Annotated in this window: 21 protein-coding genes; 7 read left to right on the top strand and 14 right to left on the bottom strand. The window is 59.8% G+C overall.

The window, feature by feature from the left end; translation table 11 throughout:
• Positions 1-40: 40 nt before the first annotated feature.
• From ACLM45_RS06120 to lipB, 7 genes are all read right to left on the bottom strand, one after another.
• Positions 41-1,390, bottom strand: a complete 1,350-nt coding sequence (locus ACLM45_RS06120; protein ID WP_415411139.1) for a hypothetical protein — start codon at positions 1,388-1,390, stop codon at positions 41-43.
• Positions 1,391-1,660: 270 nt separating this feature from the next.
• The gene (queA, locus tag ACLM45_RS06125) at positions 1,661-2,785 is read right to left on the bottom strand and encodes a tRNA preQ1(34) S-adenosylmethionine ribosyltransferase-isomerase QueA (protein ID WP_006042057.1); all 1,125 of its coding nucleotides are present in this window, start codon (positions 2,783-2,785) and stop codon (positions 1,661-1,663) included.
• A gap of 15 nt (positions 2,786-2,800) precedes the next feature.
• The gene (locus tag ACLM45_RS06130; RefSeq protein WP_415411140.1) at positions 2,801-4,696 is read right to left on the bottom strand and encodes an APC family permease; all 1,896 of its coding nucleotides are present in this window, start codon (positions 4,694-4,696) and stop codon (positions 2,801-2,803) included.
• A gap of 85 nt (positions 4,697-4,781) precedes the next feature.
• Entirely contained in the window at positions 4,782-6,107 is a 1,326-nt protein-coding gene (locus ACLM45_RS06135; RefSeq protein ID WP_006042059.1) for a dihydrolipoamide acetyltransferase family protein, read from the bottom strand.
• An 89-nt stretch (positions 6,108-6,196) separates the two neighbouring features.
• Positions 6,197-6,640 (bottom strand): YlqD family protein, encoded by a 444-nt coding sequence (locus tag ACLM45_RS06140; RefSeq protein ID WP_006042060.1) that lies wholly within the window; start codon positions 6,638-6,640, stop codon positions 6,197-6,199.
• 71 nt (positions 6,641-6,711) lie between these two features.
• Entirely contained in the window at positions 6,712-8,655 is a 1,944-nt protein-coding gene (locus ACLM45_RS06145; RefSeq protein WP_415411141.1) for an AMP-binding protein, read from the bottom strand.
• Positions 8,656-8,683: 28 nt separating this feature from the next.
• Positions 8,684-9,424, bottom strand: a complete 741-nt coding sequence (gene lipB, locus ACLM45_RS06150) for a lipoyl(octanoyl) transferase LipB (RefSeq protein ID WP_415411367.1) — start codon at positions 9,422-9,424, stop codon at positions 8,684-8,686.
• A gap of 12 nt (positions 9,425-9,436) precedes the next feature.
• On the opposite strand from lipB, the gene hpf reads away from it, so the two are divergent.
• From hpf to ACLM45_RS06175, 5 genes are read left to right on the top strand one after another with little or no spacing between them, the layout of a single operon-like run.
• Positions 9,437-10,024, top strand: coding sequence for a ribosome hibernation-promoting factor, HPF/YfiA family (gene hpf / locus ACLM45_RS06155; RefSeq protein WP_415411142.1), 588 nt, complete (start codon positions 9,437-9,439; stop codon positions 10,022-10,024).
• A gap of 36 nt (positions 10,025-10,060) precedes the next feature.
• Positions 10,061-10,741, top strand: coding sequence for a 2-deoxyribose-5-phosphate aldolase (locus tag ACLM45_RS06160; RefSeq protein ID WP_415411143.1), 681 nt, complete (start codon positions 10,061-10,063; stop codon positions 10,739-10,741).
• Positions 10,738-11,550, top strand: a complete 813-nt coding sequence (recO, locus tag ACLM45_RS06165; RefSeq protein ID WP_415411144.1) for a DNA repair protein RecO — start codon at positions 10,738-10,740, stop codon at positions 11,548-11,550. Before ACLM45_RS06160 ends, recO begins: the two co-directional genes overlap by 4 nt.
• Before the next feature lie 9 nt (positions 11,551-11,559).
• Positions 11,560-12,942 carry an MFS transporter gene (locus ACLM45_RS06170; RefSeq protein WP_415411145.1) on the top strand — a complete coding sequence of 461 codons (1,383 nt, stop codon included), beginning with the start codon at positions 11,560-11,562 and terminating at the stop codon, positions 12,940-12,942.
• A 27-nt stretch (positions 12,943-12,969) separates the two neighbouring features.
• A complete protein-coding gene (locus ACLM45_RS06175) occupies positions 12,970-14,142 on the top strand; it encodes a glycosyltransferase family 4 protein (protein WP_415411146.1) in 1,173 nt (390 codons plus the stop codon).
• Here ACLM45_RS06175 and proC read toward each other — a convergent pair.
• The 6 genes from proC to der all read right to left on the bottom strand — a co-directional run bounded on the left by proC (position 14,139) and on the right by der (position 18,861).
• Positions 14,139-14,957, bottom strand: a complete 819-nt coding sequence (gene proC, locus ACLM45_RS06180) for a pyrroline-5-carboxylate reductase (protein ID WP_415411147.1) — start codon at positions 14,955-14,957, stop codon at positions 14,139-14,141. The genes ACLM45_RS06175 and proC overlap by 4 nt on opposite strands.
• 9 nt (positions 14,958-14,966) lie before the next feature.
• On the bottom strand, positions 14,967-15,536 hold the full coding sequence (locus ACLM45_RS06185; RefSeq protein WP_415411148.1) for a cell division protein SepF: 570 nt from the start codon (positions 15,534-15,536) through the stop codon (positions 14,967-14,969).
• A gap of 76 nt (positions 15,537-15,612) precedes the next feature.
• Positions 15,613-16,263, bottom strand: coding sequence for a YggS family pyridoxal phosphate-dependent enzyme (locus ACLM45_RS06190; protein ID WP_415411149.1), 651 nt, complete (start codon positions 16,261-16,263; stop codon positions 15,613-15,615).
• Between the two features lie 22 nt (positions 16,264-16,285).
• On the bottom strand, positions 16,286-16,552 hold the full coding sequence (locus ACLM45_RS06195) for a PipX family protein (protein ID WP_038005114.1): 267 nt from the start codon (positions 16,550-16,552) through the stop codon (positions 16,286-16,288).
• Between the two features lie 18 nt (positions 16,553-16,570).
• Complete coding sequence (locus tag ACLM45_RS06200; protein ID WP_415411150.1) at positions 16,571-17,488, bottom strand: energy-coupling factor transporter transmembrane component T family protein; 918 nt, start codon at positions 17,486-17,488, stop codon at positions 16,571-16,573.
• A gap of 5 nt (positions 17,489-17,493) precedes the next feature.
• On the bottom strand, positions 17,494-18,861 hold the full coding sequence (gene der, locus ACLM45_RS06205; RefSeq protein ID WP_415411151.1) for a ribosome biogenesis GTPase Der: 1,368 nt from the start codon (positions 18,859-18,861) through the stop codon (positions 17,494-17,496).
• A gap of 151 nt (positions 18,862-19,012) precedes the next feature.
• On the opposite strand from der, the gene ACLM45_RS06210 reads away from it, so the two are divergent.
• On the top strand, positions 19,013-19,396 hold the full coding sequence (locus tag ACLM45_RS06210) for a L,D-transpeptidase (protein WP_415411152.1): 384 nt from the start codon (positions 19,013-19,015) through the stop codon (positions 19,394-19,396).
• Positions 19,397-19,427: 31 nt separating this feature from the next.
• On the opposite strand, the gene ACLM45_RS06215 is transcribed toward ACLM45_RS06210, so the two are convergent.
• On the bottom strand, positions 19,428-19,892 hold the full coding sequence (locus ACLM45_RS06215) for a DUF1823 family protein (protein ID WP_006042076.1): 465 nt from the start codon (positions 19,890-19,892) through the stop codon (positions 19,428-19,430).
• Positions 19,893-19,971: 79 nt separating this feature from the next.
• Here ACLM45_RS06215 and ACLM45_RS06220 point away from each other — a divergent pair, with 79 nt between their 5' ends.
• Positions 19,972-20,553: a hypothetical protein gene (locus ACLM45_RS06220; RefSeq protein WP_415411153.1), complete on the top strand. Its 582-nt coding sequence runs from the start codon at positions 19,972-19,974 to the stop codon at positions 20,551-20,553.
• The last annotated feature ends 45 nt before the right edge of the window (positions 20,554-20,598 follow it).

Below are 20,598 nucleotides of genomic sequence, written 5' to 3' on the forward strand. Positions count from 1 at the left end.
GGGTTTTAATTCACTTAACCTAAAAAAATCAGAGCATCAATCAGCCAAATACAACCGTGTTGCTGAAGTCCACAAAATCGAAGAGGTTCTCACCGTCGAACTGGGCGGTGAAAACATCCGCATCGACACGCAGACCTTCACGGCCGTTGCCAGTGGCAACGACGGTATTGAATTCGGCAAAAACAGGATTCAGAATTTCTAGCTCCGCACCATCATCCGATGCAAAACTTTCCAGTCGGATGCCGTTTCTACCACCTTGATCAGGGACGTCATTGCGGTTGTCAAGAGCCCAAACTGCCTCAAACAAGGCGTCAACTTCACCACCGCCAAATTGCTCAAGGCGGAATCCATAATCATCGTTACCATTGGCTTGTGAATTAATGAATTCAGCAAAAATGTTCCCCTGATCTTCCTCACTCAGCTTGACACCAGTACCACCAGGATCAGTTGCTAATCCATTGAGCTTGGCATTACCGTTGTTGTTGGCGAATGTATCTTGAACTTCAATAAAAATACTGCCTCTACCTGCCTCATCAAGGTCAAGACCTTCATCAAAGTTACCGTTGATTTCACTTTGACGAACTCTGACCTCCAGCCTTCCGGCGCCAGCCTCATCGATATCTAGGCCGTCGTCAGTGTCATTCAGGTCAAAGGGACCGTTGTCGTTAAAAGCCGATCTGAAAACGTCTGCAGCAGCAAAGCCTTTACCAGTTTCATCAAGCTCAAAACCATCAGCGCCGTTCAGAACGAACGCACTGTTTCTAATGAGAACAGTTGCGTCACCAAAACGACCTTCATCAACGCGGAAGCCGTCACTGTCGCTAACGCTGTCCTCCCAGATACCGTTTTCTGCAATCTCCGAACCGAAGATTTTAACGAGCAGGCTTGCATCGGAATTAGCACCGGCCAAGTCATCTTTACCGCCCGCTGTATCGCCGCCTTGGCCAGTAGCACCTGCCTGATCATCAATATGAACGCCGTGGTCCCAGAAACCCTCAACCTCAACACCTTTGAACGTAGCCGAGATAACTCCATCGGCATCGCCAGGAACGTCCAGCTCAAATCCATGCTGGGAGCGACCTTCATTACCGTTGAGCTCAAGATCTTTGATCTTGACATTTCCGGAACTACGAGATGTGATCAGAGCAACGCCCTTTCCATCGACGGCTGCACTGACGCCCTCATAAGTCTGGAAAGTATCGCTGGCCACGATCTCGGAGCCATTGCCCACAAGAACGAGATCACCAGTTCCGGTGTACTCAAGGCCACTGGTCAATTCAATTTCGCTGTCTGCCGCGAAGATGATCCTGTTCAGATCGAAGCCACCAGCGTTGGCCGCTTCAAAAGCGTCTTGAAGCTCAGCCTCGTTGGAAACAAAGAACCGTGCCATGAGAGAGGAAACATTCCAAACGGCTTCAGTATGTATTTGAGAAGAGCAGAGGAGAAGAAGAGGCGATTAAAAATCGTTTAAATAGCGCTTAAAACCCCCATCGCCCACCTTCGCACCACAAAAATCCTCTATTTACTCTACGAGAGCGCTTCATAATGCCGGGCCAAGACAATAAGTCTTTAAGTCCAACCGCTCTTACCAAATCCTCCAATGGCGATCAAATCATGAGCCAAAAACAGCCCTAGAGCAGGTCAAGTCTTTGCTCGGGAGTTAAATCTTCCCAATCAGAGGCCGAGACTCTTGCAACCACGCCTTGGGGGCAATCCACATCGCATCGCCATACGAATAAAACCGATAATGATTCTCAACGGCTTGTGCATATAGGCTCAATAACCTCTCCCGTCCGATCAGAGCGCTGACAAGCAGCAAAAGTGAACTCTTTGGCAAATGGAAGTTCGTTAGCAGTCCCTGCACCACTGAAAAGCGATAACCAGGCTGAATCACCAGATCAACAGGTCCCTTCAGAGGCTGGAGTTTGCCTCCTCCTGCTTGTGCTGCCCCCTCCAGCGCGCGAACACTCGTGGTGCCAACGGCGATGACCCGCCCCCCCCGCCTGTGGCATGCCTCCACGGCGGCCACAAGCTCAGACGAGACCTCCACCCACTCGCTGTGAAGGCTGAGGTCTCGCAGATCTTCGGTTTCCACTGGACGGAAGGTGCCCAGCCCCACGTGGAGCGTCACTGAAGCGATCGTCACTCCACGGGCACGGATCGCCTGAAGCAGATCATCACTGAGATGCAGACCTGCCGTTGGTGCAGCAACCGCTCCAGGTCGTGATGCATAACGCGTTTGATAGCGCTCCTGATCGGAGTCGTCATGACGAGTGATGTAGGGAGGAAGGGGCACCTCGCCATATCGCTGCAGCAAGGCTTCGATCGCGATGGCATCGTTGTAGGTCGGAGGGAACTGGACGATGCGTCCTCCACTAGCACTGTCGCTCGCCAGAACTTGAAGGGGCAGCGAATCCTGTTCCAGGGCTTCTAGCCAAACCTGATCTCCTGGTCGCAACTTCTTAGCAGGACGTGCAAGGCACAACCAACGTCCTTCTCCCCTCGGTTCCAAAACCAGTAGTTCACCAAGTCCACCTCCCGAGCGCCTCACTCGCAAGCGGGCCTGAAGAACCCGAGTGTCATTCACCACCAACAGATCACCGGGCTGCAGTTCGCTCTGCCAGTCCCAGACCGTTGCATGTCGAACCTGCGAAGAAGACTCCTCCAAGGCAGGAACCATGAGCAATCTCGCGGCGTGCCGCGGCTCAACCGGCCTCTGAGCGATGCACTCCGCAGGCAGCTGGTAGTCGTAGGCGCTCAGCAGAAGATCCCTGGGATCAGCCACACTCTGATTCGATGATCACTCCATCGTGCCTGAGGGGTGGGGCGACGCCCCGGGCGGCTCCGTCGGGATGAAATAGCGAACGATCGAAAACACTCGACTGTGATCATTGGCGAGTGCAGCAAGGAGGCTGAGTGCCCGCTGGTTCAGCAACATGGCATCCAGTCGATCGCGCGGGATGGCCAACGGCATCACCACCGTGGTGATGCAATCCGATCGCAATCGCTCTGTTTCCATCACGAAGTCGCAGAATGGACCGATCGTCGAACTGAACGGACTCTCCAGGAGAACCAGGTCCAGGGCTCCGGTCTCCAGACCGGCGTAGCGATCCCAGGCCGAACTGATCGGACCGGCCTGTTCGGGGTTCGCCAACACGATCACAGCCGTAACGGAATCAGCAAAGGAGCAGGCGTAGCGCACGGCTTCAAACGATGGGCGGCTCAGAGCAGCCATCCAGACGATGGCATGGTGGCCGAGGGGAGGATCCCTAGGGGTCAACTGGAGCGGACCCATGGCCTCATCCGGTGCGATGGCCTCATAAACCTCCCGATAACGACGTCGGATCCCGGCCAGCCCCCACACCAGCAAAGGGATGGCAATCACCACTGTCCAGGCGCCCTCGTCAAATTTGCTCACCACAATCACCAACAGCACCACAAAGGTGGTGAATGAACCCAGGGCGTTCATTGCCATGCGTCCCTGCCAACCCTCACCGCGTAACCGCCACCAACGCCGCACAAGCCCCAGCTGCGAAAGCGTGAATGCGCTGAACACCCCAAGGGCGTAGAGATTCACGGCAACCGTGGTGTCGCCGCGACACACCAGGATGATCGCGGCGGTGATGCCCAACAGCACACCGATTCCGTTCTGATAAACCAGGCGGTCGCCTTGCCAGCTCATCTGCAATGGCAGGCACCGGTCTTCCGCCAACATGGCCGCCAGCCTGGGGAATCCTGCAAATGCCGTGTTGGCCGCCAGCACGAGAATCAAGAGCGTGGCGATCTGAAGCACCCAGAACAGGACACTGCCGGATCCAAACACTCGCTGGCCGATCTGGGCGAGAACAGTGATGTCGGGATTGGGAGCGATCCCGTACATAAAACCCATCCCACTCACCGCAAAAAACATGGCGGAAAGCAGAAGGCCCATCACCAGGAGCGTCTGACGCGCATTCTGGGCAGCTGGCTCCCGGAACACCTTCACGCCGTTGGCGATGGCTTCGATACCGGTCATCGCTGAACATCCCGAACTGAAGGCCCGCAGGATCAAAAACAAACCGATGGACTCCATCCCTGCTGTCAGAGGAGGTGCATCAGGAGTCCAGCCATGGTGAAACATGAGGTCCTTCAGGCCTGCAACGCTGAGCAGCGCGATCATCACCACAAACGCGTAGGTGGGTACGGCAAACACGCGGCCAGCCTCCTTCACACCTCGCAGATTGGCCCAACCCACCAGCACCAGCAGCACCAGGGCAATCGGAACTTCGTAGGGCAGAAGACTCGGATCGAGAGATGACAGCGCCTGGGTGCCGGCCATCAAACTCACGGCCGCTGTGAGGGTGTAGTCGATCAGCAGCGCTGCTGCGGCCACCAATCCCACATTGCGGCCAAGGTTGTCGCGCGCCACCACATAGGAGCCACCACCATTGGGATAGGCCGCAATGGCCTGGCGGTACGACAGCACCACAATCGCGATCAAGGCGATGATCGCCATGGTGATCGGCACCGACAGGCGCAGGGCCATACTGCCGCCAAGGATCAGGATGCCGAGTGCAGCCTCCGTTGCATAGGCAACCGACGACAACGCGTCTGATGAAAGGATAGGTAACGCCTGAATGCTGGGCAGGCGTTCGCTTGCACCACTCGAGCGCGGCAGAGGTCGACCGAGAAGACGGGAGAAGATCGAAACGGACACAGGTCCATCGAAGTCACTCAAAGAGTGGCAAAAGTCTTGGTTTCACGCCGACCACAGAAAAGCTGAGGGAACGCCTGTGCCTGGATCAGAGGGCCAGGCTTTCCGGACGGGTTTCAATCAGCTCAGCCAGATCCTTGAGGAAGGCCGCGCCATCGGCGCCGTAGATCACCCGGTGATCCGCCGTGAGGTTCACCTGCATCTGCCGTTTCACAGCGATGGAACCGTCTTTCCCTGCCACCACCGTTGGACGAGACGCGGCGACAGCAAGGATCGCGCCGGTTCCAGGGGGGAGAATCGCGTCAAAGCGATCCACACCAAACATCCCCAGGTTGGAGAGAGTGAAAGTGCCCGTGCTGTATTCCTCGGGCTGCAGCTGCTTGCTGCGAGAGCGCTTCACGAGATCACCCCACTGACGTGAGAGTTCATAGAGGTCGATGCGATCGGCCTGACGCAGCACCGGCGTAATCAAACCGCCATCTTCCATAGCCACAGCCACGGCCACATTCACATCAGCTGGATAGGCCATCCCTTCCGCAGTCGTGGCGGCATTCACCTGGGGATGCCGCGCCAGCGTGACGGCGACTGCCTTGGCCAGAAGGGCGGTCATCGTGACTCCCTTGGGCTTCACCTGCTTGTAGAAAGCATCAAGTTTGTCGGTGGTGATGGTGTAGCCCACCCGGAAGCTGGGCACGGCCAAGCTGGCCTCCATATTGCGGTTCACCGCAGCCTGCAGGGTGTTGAAAGGCACCGTCTCACCCGGCAGTCCGAAGCTGTTTCCAGCGGGAGCACTGGGCGGTGCGGGCACGGCTCCGCCAGAAGACGCGGCGGGTGCCGTTCCTTCACCCACTTGGGGAACGGACACCGGCCGGCCAGCGGCCCGCTCAACGTCTTCAGCCTGAATGCGGCCTTTGGGACCACTGCCGCGTACCAAAGAGAGATCCACACCCATCTGGGCGGCGAGTTTCTTGGCACGAGGGCTGACGATCAGACGCCCGGTGCTAGTTGGCGCAGGTGCGACTGGAGGGGCTGGCACGGCAGCCGGGGCCTGCGTGGTGGGAGCAGGCGGCGGGGAAGGAACTGAAACAGCTGGAGCAGGGACAGATGCTGAAGCAGAGGCCGTTGGGGCACCGGTTGACGCAGCAGCTGGAGCACCAGCGGGAGCTTTGGCCTGCGCCTCAGCGATCTCCGCTTCTGACTCAACAATCAGTCCGATCGTTTCACCCACCGGGGCCGTACTGCCAGCAGGCATCAGCACTGCAGCCAGGAACCCTTCGTTGAAGGATTCCACATCCATATCCGCCTTGTCCGACTCAACGACAAGAACGGACTCACCCCGGGCAACCTTTTCACCAGGCTTCTTGAGCCACTCCACGATCTTGCCCTCCGTCATGGTGGAGCTGAGGGCAGGCATGAAAATGTCGTGGGTTGCCAAAGCCGTCTCCGGATGGACTGAGTAGTAGGGGATTTTACGGGCCGGCAGACCGCGGCCCGTTCACTGGATCAACCCTGCTCGATCGCCTCGATCACCCCGTCGCGCACCACAACAGCCACCTGCATCTTGCTGACGAGGTTGTCACCAACCTGAACATCGCAGAAGCTCTCCAGCTGACCCTGTTCCACAATCTGTTCCATTTCAAGCTCACGCACCTGAGCCTGTTGCTGCAGCAGGTTGCGCTTCTGTTCCTCGAGCTCGGCCCGCTTGGCCGCCACCTGCTGCTGCACCTGAGCCACCTGCTCCTGAACCCGGGGATCAAGAGGGTTGGCGCTCTGACGGCGCACATCGTCAACCACCTGCTGGCCTTCCTGCTCCAATTGCGCCAGCTGCTGGTCGGTGGTGGCGATCGCCGTACTCAATTCGCGCTCGGCTTCTTCCTTCCAGGCCGGAGTCACCACAGCACGGACGGTGATGGAGCGCTTGATCGACAGGGTGGTGCCGTCGGACATGAGAGCCAAGAGGAAGGGCCAAGCGTCTCAGCCCGACGGCCAATGGTCAACCCAGGATCCCGTGCCAGCACTCAGCGCCCGTACAGCGCCTCAATCGCTTCCGAGTCCCGCTCAGTGATCCGATCGCGCCGTTGTTTCAGCGTCTGCGTTAACAACCCATTGTCGATCGAGAACGGTTCCACTAGAGCCACACCCACGAGGCGCTCATCCCCCCGAGCCCCCACCCGATCACTCAGCAGACGGTTGAGCTCTCCGCGCAGCAGTCGCCTCAAGCCCGGATCTCCTGGAGACCCGCCCAGATCCTCACCAGGATCAGCGATCTGATCACTGGCCCAGGCCCGCATCGCCTCGAGACGGGGCACAACAAGGGCCCCGAGCTGACGTTCGTCCTGTCCCACCAGCATCACCTGCTCGATCAGAGGACTAGCCACCAGGGTTTCCTCCAGGGGGCCCGGCTCGATGTTCTCGCCACTGCTGAGAACAATCGTGTCCTTGGCACGGCCGGTGAGTACCACCGACCCATCCGGGAGCAGCAGACCCAGATCACCGGTGTCAAACCAACCCTCAGCATCCAGCACTTTGGCCGTGGCTTCGGGTTTGTCGAGATAGCCCCGCATCACCTGGGGACCCCGCACCTGCACGACCCCCCGCTGGCGATAACCGAGAGGCAACCGGGTTTCGGCATCAAGGATTCGAAACTCGGTTTCCGGCATGGGCAATCCCGAGCTGCCTCGAATATTGCGCCAAGGGCGCCGGCAACTCACCACCGGGCTGGTTTCCGTCAGGCCATACCCCACGAGCAGTTCAATACCCACCGCTTCAAAGAAGGAATCCACGTGGGGAGCGATGGCGCCGCCACCGTTGATCGGAAAGCGCAGGGAACCACCACTGAGCTGACGTCGCACCTTGGGCCAGATCAGACGGGCGGCCAGCGCATGGGCCGGCCAGCGGCTGGAGGCCTCGGCAGCAGCGATGACACGATCCCGTTTGCGAACAGGGTCCAGCATCAGATTGCGACTGCGACGACGTGCCAGGGCATAGGCAGCACTGTTGGCCAGTGCTGTTTTCAACAGCCGCTGGCGAGCGGGAGGAAACGTTTTCAGAACATCATCGAAACCGGCCTGAACGGCCTCCCAGAGCCGAGGCACCGTGACCATCACCACAGGTCGAACCCGGGGTAGATCCCGTTTGAGCTGCTTAATCGTGGTGTAACTCTGCGAGCAAGCGCAGGAAAAGAAGTAGTACTCCGCGCTGCGTTCGTAGGCATGCCAAATCGGCAGAACGCTCAACACCGGATCACCTGCTTCGGGGCGAGCGACACAGGCCAGGCTGCGCATCTGATGGAGAAGATTGGCGTGGCTGAGGGGCACGCCCTTGGGGCGCCCGGTGGTGCCGCTTGTGTAAAGGAGTGTGGCGGTAGTGCTGGTCGCAGAAGCGCGGTCCCTGGCGAGCAGTGGGTCCGGCGCCAACGCCAACTCGCCACGGGCTAAGAAGGCATCAAAAGAGAAAGCACCATCCGGAGCTTCTCCCTCCAGCACCAACACAAAGCGCAGTTGCTCTCGCCATGACCCAGGCAATTCGAGCCGTTGCAGCAGCTCGGCGTTTTGCACCACCAAAGCAACCGAAGCTGAATCCTTGAGGATGTAGCGAAGCTCTTCAACAGGTGCTGCTGCTCCCCTTACCGCATCGATGGCACCCGCTCGCATCAGCCCCTGATCAGCTACCAGCCATCGGGGACTGTTCTCTGCAAACAGGCTCACCACATCCCCCGTCGTGACGCCGATCCTGCGGAAGGCAGCCGCTGCCAGGCTGATCCTGTCGGCCAGCTCCACGTAGCTGAAGCGCTCAGGGTGGGTTGCATGGGGAGCATCCACGGCTAGCACCTCACCGTGGTGGTCGGCGAGCCACGGCCAGACCTGATCGACACGCCCCAAAGACTCCACGTGGTGCTGACGAGCCAGGGAAGCCTGCTCGCGTGGAATGGGACGCCAGGAAGCGTATGCGGTGGCAGTCACAGGACGGAATCGCAGTCGCCCAGGCCTATCACCAACCTGGACCTTCGGCAATCGCCGTGCTCGGAGTGTCCTTCCAGCGCAGACCAAACCGTGCGGCCATCGCCTCGCCAACCAGCGGTTGAATGTCCGAAACGCTCAACCCGGGAATCCAGTCGCTGAGCCGGCCGACGGCCCGCCCGGTGAGGCCACAGGGAACAACAGCCTCAAACCCATCCATGGCGCAACTCACGTTCAAGGCAACCCCGTGCTGAGTAATCCAGCGCCTGCACCCCACGCCAATGGCCGCCACTTTGCACTGATCAAGCCAGACCCCCGTCAAACCGGCGAGTCGCTCACCTCTGAGACCCAGCGAAGCCATCACATCAATTACCACCTGCTCCAGCTGACGCAGGTACCAATGCAGATCCGTGCAGTGGCGATGAAGGTCCAGCACGGGATAGATCACAAGCTGACCTGGACTGTGATAGGTCACCTCCCCGCCGCGATCAATGCGATGGAGGGGTGCTGGAGGTTGTTGCGGATCAAAGAGGAGATGACCTTCCGAAGCGCCGCGCCCAAGGGTGTAACAGGGTGGATGCTGCAGCAGCCATACCGCTTCTGCAGGCGGGTCGCCCCCTAAATAAGCCTCTTCCAACAGCCGACGCTGCCAGTGGCGCTGCCAGGCCCAGGCCTGCGCGAACGGTACCAAGTGAGCTGGCTGGAAAAGAAATGCCGCAGACCCTGTTCCGGAACCGGGCTTCGTCACTAGGTTGCCGATAGGACAAGGCACCGGAGGGATGCCATGAAGCTGTTGATCCATGGTCGCAACCTGGACGTGACACCTGCTCTACGCGACTACACCGAAACCAAGCTCGACAGGGCGATTCACAATTTCGGCGATCTCGTGAAAGAGGCGGATGTGCATCTCTCAGTGGCCCGGAATCCACGGGTCCCGCAGCAAACGGCAGAGGTCACCGTGTTCGCCAATGGAACGGTGATCCGAGCCCAGGAACGGAGTGAAAACCTCTACGCCAGCATCGACCTCGTGGCCAGCAAACTCGCTCGCCAGCTGAGACGTTACAAAGATCGCCACAGCGACCATCACCACAGCCACGGCCACAAAGCCAGCGAAACCCCCACAACGGAAGCTGTGCTCGACAACGAAGCCGTCGTCGAGTCACTCCTCGACGGGAAGGAGGTCCAATTGCCCAGCCCAGGCGTGCGCCGCAAATATTTCGCCATGCCACCGATGACCCTGGAACAGGCCAGGCAGCAGCTTGATCTGATCGATCACGACTTTTATGTTTTCCGCGACAGCGATAGCGGCGAGCTGCAGGTGATCTACCGCCGTAACCACGGTGGTTATGGCGTGATCGAAGCGCGCGGCTGAACAACGAACCACTGACTGCTTTGCCTGTCCCTTGTGATGACCGCGCCAGCGCGCCGGCAGGACCTTCCGGACCTGCCCCCCCTGATTCATCAGGCTCTCCTCAACCCCCTGCTGCGTGAGGAGGACCTGCTCAGCCTTTGTGACGCGTCCCGTCAATACAGCTTCGGTGGCGTGGGAGCCAGCCTGATTCACCTTCAGACCATCCGCCAACGTCTGGGTGGAAGCGGGCCGGTGAGGCTGATTGCCACTGTGGCCTTCCCATTCGGTGCCCTTCCAGCCGACTTGAAGCAAGCCGAGGCGGAATGGGCTGCCGCCGAAGGTGCCGATGCCCTCGATGTCACCCCCAACCTGGCAGCGCTGGTGAACGGACAACCCAACGTCTACGCCGAAGAGTTGGCCGCGATCGCCTCTCTCGATCTACCCATGACCGTTGTTCTGGACGTGAATCAGCTCACCCCAGAGCAGTTGGCGCTTGGAGCCGAAGCGGCCCTCGATGCTGGAGCGGCCGCACTGCAGGCGGGCAATGGTTTCGGCGGCGCGGTCACGGCAGAACAGGTGAAGCAGTTGCGTCAGCTGACAGTGGGGCGTTGCGGCCTCAAGGCAGCCGGTGGCATCAAAACCCTGGAGCATGCGCTCGATCTGGTCGAGGCCGGTGCCACAGCCCTTGGAACAGGCCATGGCCCTGCCCTGGTTCAGGCTCTGCGGCATCCGGGATGAGCGGCGACAGACGATTGCAAGGGTTGGCCCTCAAGGTGGGCCCCCTTGGTGAGCACGACCGGCTGCTCACACTGCTGAGCGACGACGTTGGCGTGATTCGACTGGCTGTTCCTGGCGCCAGAAGACCCCGCAGCAGCCTGGCCGCTGCCGTGCCACTGACCTGCCTGGACCTTCAGATCGTCGGTCGCCGCGGCCTGGCTCGGGTCCGTCAGCTTCAGGTGCAGCGCAGCTACAGCGGCCTCGGGCAGCGCCTGGACACCCTTGCAGCTGCCCAGGCACTCTCAGAGCTGGCGATCGCACTGGTGAGCTCAGATGATCCCGTGCCCGGCCTCCTGGATGCGGTGCTAATCCATCTCGAGCGACTGGACAACCTCAGCCGAGCCCCCAGTGAAAAGGTTGATCACTGCCTGGCACACGTGGTGCAGGCTGGAGTTCACCTGCTCGCGCTCGGGGGGTATGGGCTGCCACTTCAGGCCTGCTGTCGCAGCGGGGCGACCTTGACACCGCCAATTGGTCAGTGGGAGTGGCGATGCAGCGTCCTGCCGGAGGAAGGACTGGCCCTCGGAGCCTTGGCTGGAGCAACCATCCAGCTGAATCCATCGGAGCTAGCTCTCCTGCAACGTCTGCCAAGGGCAGAGTTGCCCCGCCGCAGCAATGGCGACCTCCTCGGGCCGCGACCGGTCTGGCTGAAGCTGCTTGCGGTGCTGGAGTGCTGGTGCCGAGTCCACCTGCCCCGCCCGGTGCGATCCCTGACGATGGTTCGTGACTGCGTGAGCGCAGCCTCTTTGAGCGAACATGAGCCGACTTGATCAGGCCCCTTGAGCGGATCCTCCCTGAACAACCCGGAACCGACGCTTCCTACCGGAGGAAATCCCAAAGGTCCCCGTGGTCTGCAGACCGTGGTGCGCTTGGACGGATTCCGTCAGCTCTGGATCGGCCAGATCTTCTCCCAGCTCGCCGACAAGTTCTACATCGTGCTGATGGTGTACCTCATCGCCCAGTACTGGGTGACGAGCACCCCTCAGGAGAATGGGGCCCTTGCGGAAATCGCCTCGGCCATCCGCATGGATTTCGAGACACGGGCCCAACGCATTACCCTCCTGGCCACCGGCGTTTATGTAGCCAACACCATTCCAGCAATGGTTCTGGGATCAGTGGCAGGTGTGTGGGTGGACCGCTGGCCAAAACGGCGCGTGATGGTTGCCTCCAACGGACTGCGCGCTCTACTCGTGCTCTTCACCCCGCTCTTTTTGCTTCCTGGCCCCCACTGGCTTGGCCTCAGCTGGGGCTACTGGGCCCTGCTGGTGATGACCTTCCTGGAATCCGTGCTCACTCAGTTCTTCGCGCCAGCGGAACAGGCAGCCATTCCCCTGCTTGTGCCCAAGGAACATCTCCTGGCAGCCAACTCGCTTTATCAGGCCACAAGCATGGGGGCCACGATCGTGGGATTCGCCCTTGGCGACCCCATCCTTCGCGGCCTAAACAGTCTGTTTCAGTTGGTGGGGCTGCGTGGCGGCGAATTTCTGCTCCTGCCGTTCTGTTACGGCATGGCTGCGCTCTGCCTCAGCACGATCCGACTGCATGAGCAACCCCGGTTCGAAGCTGTTGATTCCGTATGGAAGGAAATCGTCGCGGGTGTGCAGGTGTTGCGCGAACGGCCCTCCGTCAGAGCCGCCTTGGTTCATCTTGTCCTTCTGTACAGCTTGTTGGCAGCGCTTTACGTGCTTGCGATCAGCCTGGCCTCCGCAATCCAGGGGCTGGGCCCGACAGGTTTCGGGACCCTATTGGCGATGAGCGGTCTTGGGATGGCTATCGGAGCGGTCTTGGTTGCTCAGGTCGGCCACGGCTTCAGCCGTCGACGCCTTGCGGCCGCAGGGCTGGGAGCAATCACTTGGAGTTTGGTGCTTCTTGGCCAGCTTCGTGGAAACCTTGGCTACACCCTGGGACTGTGCAGTCTTCTCGGACTCGGTGCGGCCCTCGTTGCCATTCCCGCGCAGACCACCATTCAGGAAGACACCCCTGAATCGCAGCGGGGACGAGTGTTCGGGCTGCAAAACAACCTGATCAACATTGCCCTCAGCCTCCCTCTGGTTCTGGCGGGAGCCCTGGTGAGCAGCATCGGACTACTCCCAGTTCTTTGGGTACTCGCAGGTTTGGCCTTCATCGCCGCTGTGATCGAGCGTCCGTGGGAACGCTGCTAACTTCAGAACCAGCGCTGGAACGGTGCGGTGGGGCATATCGCCTGGCTTGGCAAAAAATCTCCGTTCTGCGGGAACGTCACTTATGGCCTCAGCACTACGAACGCCCTAAGGGAACGTGGTCACCAAATCAGCTTCATCCATTTCGCCAATCCCGGCGTCCCTGGTAGCGACACCTCACTGCTTGCCAACGATCCGGATGTAAGCCTGCCGTATCTCGTCAAATCGCAGGTTTACACCATCCCATCGCCGGGGGCGCAACGGGAGCTGAGGGAATCTTTGGAGCGCCTGCAGCCCGACCTGGTGCATGCCAGCCTCACGCTGTCACCACTCGACTTCCGGCTTCCAGATCTCTGTCAACAACTGGGAGTACCACTGGTGGCCACCTTCCACCCTCCGTTTGATGCCGGACTGCGCAATCTCACCGCTGGGACCCAACAGCTCACCTATCAGCTTTACGCCCCAGCACTGGCCCGTTTCGACCGGGTCATCGTGTTTTCCGATCTTCAGGCTGAGCTGCTGGCCCGTCTGGGCGTCCGCGAGGAACGCATCGCTGTAATTCCCAATGGGGTGGACCCTGACTGCTGGCGTCCAGACGATACGAATCTCTCCACGATCGGCAGCCCTCTCCGATCCGTGCGGGCACGCATCGGAGACCAGCGAATGTTCCTCTACATGGGGCGGGTGGCCACGGAGAAGAACGTGGAAGCCTTGCTGCGAGCTTGGAGGCTCGTGAAACCGGAAGGATGCCGTTTGGTGATCGTCGGTGATGGTCCTTTACGCACAACCCTTCAGAACTCATACAGCGGCAACGACGTGCTGTGGTGGGGCTACGAATCAGATCTGGCAAACCGGGTGGCACTGCTGCAATCAGCCGAGGTGTTCGTGCTCCCCTCCCTCGTAGAAGGCCTGTCCCTGGCCCTTCTGGAGGCAATGGCTAGCGGTTGCGCCTGTGTGGCCACGGATGCCGGTGCTGACGGCGAAGTGCTTGATCACGGAGCAGGAATCGTACTGAGCACCCAGGGGGTGACTACACAACTACGCACATTGCTCCCCGTACTCCGGGATCAACCCGTGCTCACCAGAGAGTTGGGACGCCGCGCTCGAGAGAGGGTCCTCGAGCGATACACCATGAATCGAAATATTGATGCCCTTGAACGCCTCTACGCCGATGTGATACGGCATGAACCAATGGCCGCTTAACAAAGCGCGCGCCCATGCTCTGCTGCCGCAACCACCGCTTCGATCAGGGCGGACCGCACACCGGCCTGCTCCAGACGCCGAAGGGCCGCCATCGTCGTGCCCCCGGGCGAGGCAACCATGTCTTTGAGCTGACCGGGATGGAGTTCCTGCTCATGCAGAAGGGCCGCCGTGCCCGCCAGGGTGCGATGGGCCAGATGATGGGCAAGAACACGGGGCAGACCGGCAGCCACGGCTCCATCAGCCATCGCCTCGGCCATCAACGCCACATAAGCCGGTCCGGATGAGGTGAGCGCGAGGAAGGCATCAAGTTGCGATTCCGGCAATTCGAGCACTTCACTCACAGGCTCGAACATCCGGCGCACCCATGCTTTCTGCTCTGGTGAGACATCACGCCCCCATGCGAGCCCGCACAATCCTTCAGCCACCAGGCAAGGAGTGTTGGGAACGGCGCGCACGCAAACCCTGCTGGGAAAGGTGCTCTGCAAGCGTTCCAAGGTGACTCCAGCCAACACCGAAATCAGAAGCGGTGCATGTCCTGCAGGAGGAGTGCTGGCAGATTCAGCAACCCGATCAAGCTGCTGAGGCTTGACCGCCAGGAGCTGAACTTGTGCCTCCCATGCCTCATGAACACGAGGATCGCTAGCAGAAATCAATGTAATTTCAGAGGGCAGTTCAGGTTTCAGACGAGCCACTGACGACTCCTGACCAACCACCGCGATCAAATCAGAACCCCGAAGGGAACCGCTTTCAACTAAGGGACGAACCAAGGCCTGGGCCATACGCCCCAGGCCGATCACACCGACTGAGAAGCTCACTGCAAAGGATCAAAGAGCCGTAGCGGTTGCAGACCAGGCAGGTGAAGGCGCGACGGTGGATTCAACTGAAGTCGACTCCATATCTTTTTTGACAACAGTTGGAGTTGAAGCTTCTTCCTGGCTTGTGTTGGTCACGGTGACGCAGCTCGGTGCAAAGAGGAAAATGCTTTCACCGACACGCTCCTGATGACCGTCGATGGCGAATGTGCCTCCTGCCACAAAATCAACAGCACGCTGCGCCTGATCGGGCTCCATCATCGTGAGGTTCAGGATCACGGTCTTGCGTTCGCGCAGAGCTTGAATTGCCCTTGGCATTTCGTCAAAACTCCGGGGCTCCATCACTGAAACCTCCGCAGCGGTGGAACTGATTCCAGGCATGCCGATCACATTGGATCCAGTAAATGTCTGGTCCATCTCGAAAGGATTGGACGAGTCAATGGGAGCTAGGGCACTGGATGGAGACGTCATCGTTTGAGGAACGTCCTCCTGCTCGCCAGCATCGTAGTCAAGATCATCGTAATCGCCGTCGAGATAGTCATCTCCTGCGACAACAGCACGAAGGCGAGAAATCAGCGACACCGGGATACTGCAGAACCTTGACCCTGAATAGCGCTCCGTTGAGTTGTGAGCAAGCGTGTACGGACCGATTGTTGCCTCAAACCGAGGACTGGCGAGGACCGAACAGCACAGAGCCAAGACGCACCCAGGTCGCCCCTGCTGCCGCGGCCTCGTGCCAATCTCCACTCATTCCCATTGAGCAATGCTGAAGCCCAAGGGAATTAGCCAGCTCACGGCACTCCCTGAACAGCTCACTGCGGTCTTCGGCCGCAACGTCCATGGGCGCCATCGTCATCAGGCCAGAGATCTGAAGGCCCTGCAGCGTTTGAAGCTCAGGCCAGGCATCATGCAAGGCCTCAATCTCCCAGCCTCCCTTGGCTGGATCGTCCCTCAGCTTCACCTGGAGAAGCGCAGTGGGCAGCTGTTGCTCTTCAAGAGCAATGCGCGAAGCGCGCTGGGCCAGGGCAAGCGAATCAATGGAGTGGATCCAGCTGAAGGCTTTCACCACAGCTCGCACTTTGTTGGCCTGGAGTCGACCGATGAAGTGCCAACGAATCTGAGGAAGATCACGCAAAGCGTCTTGCTTCGGAAGAGCCTCCTGCACTCGACTTTCGCCGAAATCAAGCTGACCGCATGCCACAAGATCTCGAATCGCGTCGGCGGGATGGCCCTTGCTCACAGCGAGAAGCTTCACCTCACTTGGCAACGCCGTTGTTAGCTGCTGCCAGCGGCTCTGGATAGACGTCACCAGTGCGGCTCCCTCAAGCGATTCAGATGAAGGTCTGATCGAACAATTGCTTCCAACTCTCAAGATCTGCGGCCCGTTCCCGGCGACGCCTTGCCAGATTCAATTCAGCATGATGTCGGGCATCCAGATAAGGGATCACCTCAAACTGCGCACCCCGCGGCTGCAACGTGACCAGAAAAAACATTCTCTGGGCATAAAGCGTTGCATAGACATCACGGCCATCTCCGGCCGGGGCCACCCTGTACAGCATCCCGAACGTGGGGTGGTTCAGATAACCCTCAGCGCTCACAGGACTCAAGTGCATTGGTTAGAGGGCACCGTACCTTCCACGCAGACCGATCACCAGAAGCAACATCAGAGCAGAAAACCAATTAAGAGCATGCTGGCCTGTGGCCGAGGGCACTGGAACAGGCCGAAAAGCCTCCGCTGGCAACCAGACCCCACCCCTTGCAAGCAGCGCCTCCGCGCCCTGTTCGGCTCTCAGCAAGATGTTGGCTAACAGCCGTTCACCAACAGCAAGAACGAGACCAAGAGATACCTTGAAACCGAGGCGGCGGAGATTAACGGCACGACTTGCGAGGGAGCGCAGCAAGTTTTGCAATTCCTCCTGAACCAGCGGTAGAAACCGCAGAGCAAGCAAAAGCTGAAAACTGAGCCTGTCCATCGGAACCCCCAGCCGAGCCAGCGGCGCCAACCACCAACTCAGAGCCCACATCAAATCCTCACTCGGGGTCGAGAGCAGCATCAGATTCACGCTGTGAACCACCGTCACAATCAGCGTTGCGCTGTTCAATCCGAGTTCAGCTGAACGCCGGTCTACTACCAATGGACCGATCTGAAGCGGTCCCAGCTGAAGCGGACCAAGGCGGAGCAGTTCCCAGGACGGCGCCTGCAGCACGAGTCCCGGCACCTCACGAGCCGACCTCAAACCCAATGAGGCCCCTGGGTCTCCGGTGGGCAGCACCATGGCCAACAGACCGATTGCACATCCGAGCGCAGACAGAAACAGCAGAGAACGCCACCAGAGCCTTGGGGGCAAACCGCTCAACCCAGTCACGAGAAGCAACCCGATTACAAGACCGACTCGCCAGATGGGCCCCGCGAGCACAGGCGTCAGCAAAAACATCAGCACCCAAGCAAATTTGAGCCTGGAATCAAGACAGCGCAGCCATCCCTCCTGCCCATCCACGTATTGCCCAATCGGAATCTGTCGTAGCCAGTCCATGCCCTTCAGCCCTGGCGGTTCTGCTGACGGGCGAGGTCACGTTCGGCATCGCGCTGCTGCTTGCCCCGCCAGAACAACTTCAGCGGGGTGCCATCAAAGCCCAGACCCTCTCGGATTTGTCGTTCCACGTAGCGGCGATAAGTATCACCAAACAACTTGGGATCGTTCACGAACAACGTGAAGCTGGGGGGACGGCTAGCGACCTGGGTGCCGTAATAAAGGCGGCCCTGGCGCCCGCCTCGGGTGGTGGGAGGGCTCCGCCAGCTCAAGGCCTCTTTCAACACCTCATTCACCACAGAGGTGCTGACCCTTCGGCGGTGCTGCTCCACAGCCAGAGCAGCCAACGCAAAGATGCTGTCCACCCGCTGGCCTGTCAGCGCAGAAGTGAACAGCATGGGTGCCCAGTCCAAGAAATAGAGCTTGGCTCTGAGCTCCTTCTCCATGGCCGGCATGGTGTGGCTGTCCTTCTCCACGGCATCCCACTTATTCACCACCACCACACAGGCACGCCCGTCTTCCTCGATGCGACCGGCAAGCCGTTGATCCTGCTCTGTGACACCGTCAAGAGCATCGATCACGAGGACGCAAACATCACTGCGCTCGATCGCTTTGAAACTGCGATTAATCCCGAAGAATTCAGGGCCGTAACTGACGCTGCGACGGCGACGAATGCCCGCCGTGTCAACCAGACGCCAAGGCCTGTTCTCGCGCACGAGACTGGTATCGATGGTGTCGCGGGTCGTCCCGCGGATCGGGCTGACGATCGCCCGTTGCTCACCGCAGATGGCATTGAGCAAGCTCGACTTGCCCACATTCGGGCGACCGATGATGGCGAGCTGAATTGGCTCTTCGCTGTCACCCTCCTGAGACTTTGGTGGCAGGTAAGTGAGCACCTGATCCAGCAGTTCGGCGGTCCCAGCCCCGTGAATCGCAGAGATGGGGTAGGGCTCTCCGAGACCAAGACTCCAGAACTCGGCGGCCATCGCCAGTCCCTGCTCCGGCGACTCGCATTTATTCACAGCGAGCAGAGCGGGGCAACGCTGGCCGCGCAGAAATTCGGCGATAGCTTCATCGGAGGCTGTCACGCCCTGCTGACCATCCACAATCACCAGGGCGACACTGGCCTCTTCCAGGGCAAGAGCAGCCTGCTCGCGGATCTCAGGCAGGAACTCGCTGTCGTCATCGAAGACCAGCCCGCCAGTGTCCACCACTTTGAACTCACGGTCGCTCCAGTAACCGTCCTGATAAGTGCGATCACGAGTGACACCTGGCTCATCGTGCACAATCGCCTCCCTGCTGTGGCAGAGGCGGTTCACCAGCGTGGACTTGCCAACGTTGGGGCGCCCGATGATCGCGACGACGGGACGCGCCAAGTCAGACCGATGCAAACACTGTCTTGACAGTACAGAGGCACCCTGACGAGCTCCGCAGACGCCGGGCGAAAGGGAATTCTTTCCAAGGAAGACTAATGAGTCTCAAACAAGACAGCTACCGATGGTGCAGTGCTGCCGCTGTCACATCACCATGTTGGACCTCATCGCCACCCTGGTTGTGGATCTCTCCGACCAGAAGCTCACCGTCCTCGACACCCAGGACAACATCGTGCGGGTGATCCCTGTGAGTACTGGGAAAGCCTCCACACCCACACCCACTGGCCACGCCTCAGTGATCACGAAATACCGCTCCGTCACCATGCGCGGGCGCAACTACGTGGCGCCAGGCGTTCCCTACGCCATGTGCATCACCGCCAACGAACTGATCTGCATGCACGGTGCCCCCTGGCAGGAGGATGCTGGCCAGTCCTTCGGCGTGCCCCGCAGCAACGGCTGCGTGCGCATGCCCACGACTCAAGCCCGATGGCTTTTTGAGAACACCCGCAAAGGCACGAAGGTGATCATCCAAGGCTGAGCCGTCTCAAACGAGCCAACTCACGCCAGATTCAGCCAACAGGGGCGTCTCCGGGATGCCCCTGCACCGGGTTCGCCGGGGGATCGCACAGTTCAGGGACAGGACCGACCGAAGGCAACTCACCTCCCTGATCGGCGAGCCAGGCGAGCAACCAGCTCACGACTGTCGCCCGTCGTGTTCTACGGGGGTACAGCTCACCGATGCGATAGCCAGCGAAGTGGAGCTGCTCCTTGAGCAGCTGCTTGTGCTCCCGCGGAATCGACCGAGTCAAGGCCACCGACGCCGGCCGGGTGGCCACGACCTCCGGAGCTTCGGGGAATGCATCGCGCCAGGACTCCGGCGTTTGAGGCCCGGCCAACCAGGGACCATCCCCTTCGGACTGCTGGCGATATCCCAGCCGCTCCCAGACCAACTCAGCAACCAATCGGTCACTGAGACGATCCGCAAGCACGGCCTCCAGAAGCGGTCGGCTCAGAGGCCAGGACAGGGTCTCCATGGACTCGAGCCTAAAACTCCTCCACAAACTCGGGTCGAACGACCTTTCACCCCCTTAAGGATTCCATTACTTTCAGGAGATGTACGTGTTCGACACCTCCCTAGAGGACTCCACGACCCTTCATGGGAACGCGCATCTTCAGCGGCTGGCTTTCCATCTGCCGAGAGAGGTGATGAAAGCGGCCAAGCGCGATCGTGTCCGCCTGCTGGCCTCGACTGACTCCGATCAAGCCAACGGCATGCCCTGGAACGACGAAGGGCTCGTCACCTTCAGCTTCAGCGCCGAAACCGGGAGCAGCACGCCGGTGTTCTCCGACCGCCGCGATCACCCCCTCAGCCGCAGCGCCGTCCAGCGCATTCGCTTGGGAAGCAGAGTGAGGCTCTCCGTCCGGCAGGTTCGGCGGCGTCATCCTCGTCCTGGCAGCCGACTGCAGGTGCTCAAGGTTCAGGTGCTCGATCTGGACGCCATTCCCAAAGGAGGACCAGCAAGCCCTCACAGCATCCAGACTGTGAGTCTCCAGCTTCCCCTCGATCTCATGCAGGAAGTTGAACGGCTGGCGACTCAAGAAGACTGGTCGACGCAAGCTTGGTTGCGGAATGCGATCGAGACCCAGGTACATCGCAGCCGTCAACGTCTGGAGCAGCATGAGTCCGCTGCCTGAGCCAATCGGCTTGGTCGGTTAGCCAGAATGAACACAATCAGGCCA

Source organism: Synechococcus sp. A10-1-5-9 (assembly GCF_047716785.1).
Taxonomy (GTDB): domain Bacteria; phylum Cyanobacteriota; class Cyanobacteriia; order PCC-6307; family Cyanobiaceae; genus Synechococcus_C.

Excerpts from the sequence above, each read along its gene's own strand:
- ACLM45_RS06210 (WP_415411152.1), top strand. The coding sequence starts at position 19,013 with ATGTTGGACCTCATCGCCACCCTGGTTGTGGATCTCTCCGACCAGAAG.
- recO (WP_415411144.1), top strand. The coding sequence starts at position 10,738 with ATGAGCGGCGACAGACGATTGCAAGGGTTGGCCCTCAAGGTGGGCCCC.
- hpf (WP_415411142.1), top strand. The coding sequence starts at position 9,437 with ATGAAGCTGTTGATCCATGGTCGCAACCTGGACGTGACACCTGCTCTA.
- ACLM45_RS06120 (WP_415411139.1), bottom strand. The coding sequence starts at position 1,390 with ATGGCACGGTTCTTTGTTTCCAACGAGGCTGAGCTTCAAGACGCTTTT.
- ACLM45_RS06160 (WP_415411143.1), top strand. The coding sequence starts at position 10,061 with ATGACCGCGCCAGCGCGCCGGCAGGACCTTCCGGACCTGCCCCCCCTG.
- ACLM45_RS06215 (WP_006042076.1), bottom strand. The coding sequence starts at position 19,892 with ATGGAGACCCTGTCCTGGCCTCTGAGCCGACCGCTTCTGGAGGCCGTG.
- ACLM45_RS06220 (WP_415411153.1), top strand. The coding sequence starts at position 19,972 with ATGTACGTGTTCGACACCTCCCTAGAGGACTCCACGACCCTTCATGGG.
- ACLM45_RS06135 (WP_006042059.1), bottom strand. The coding sequence starts at position 6,107 with ATGCCTGCCCTCAGCTCCACCATGACGGAGGGCAAGATCGTGGAGTGG.
- ACLM45_RS06140 (WP_006042060.1), bottom strand. The coding sequence starts at position 6,640 with ATGTCCGACGGCACCACCCTGTCGATCAAGCGCTCCATCACCGTCCGT.
- ACLM45_RS06200 (WP_415411150.1), bottom strand. The coding sequence starts at position 17,488 with ATGGACTGGCTACGACAGATTCCGATTGGGCAATACGTGGATGGGCAG.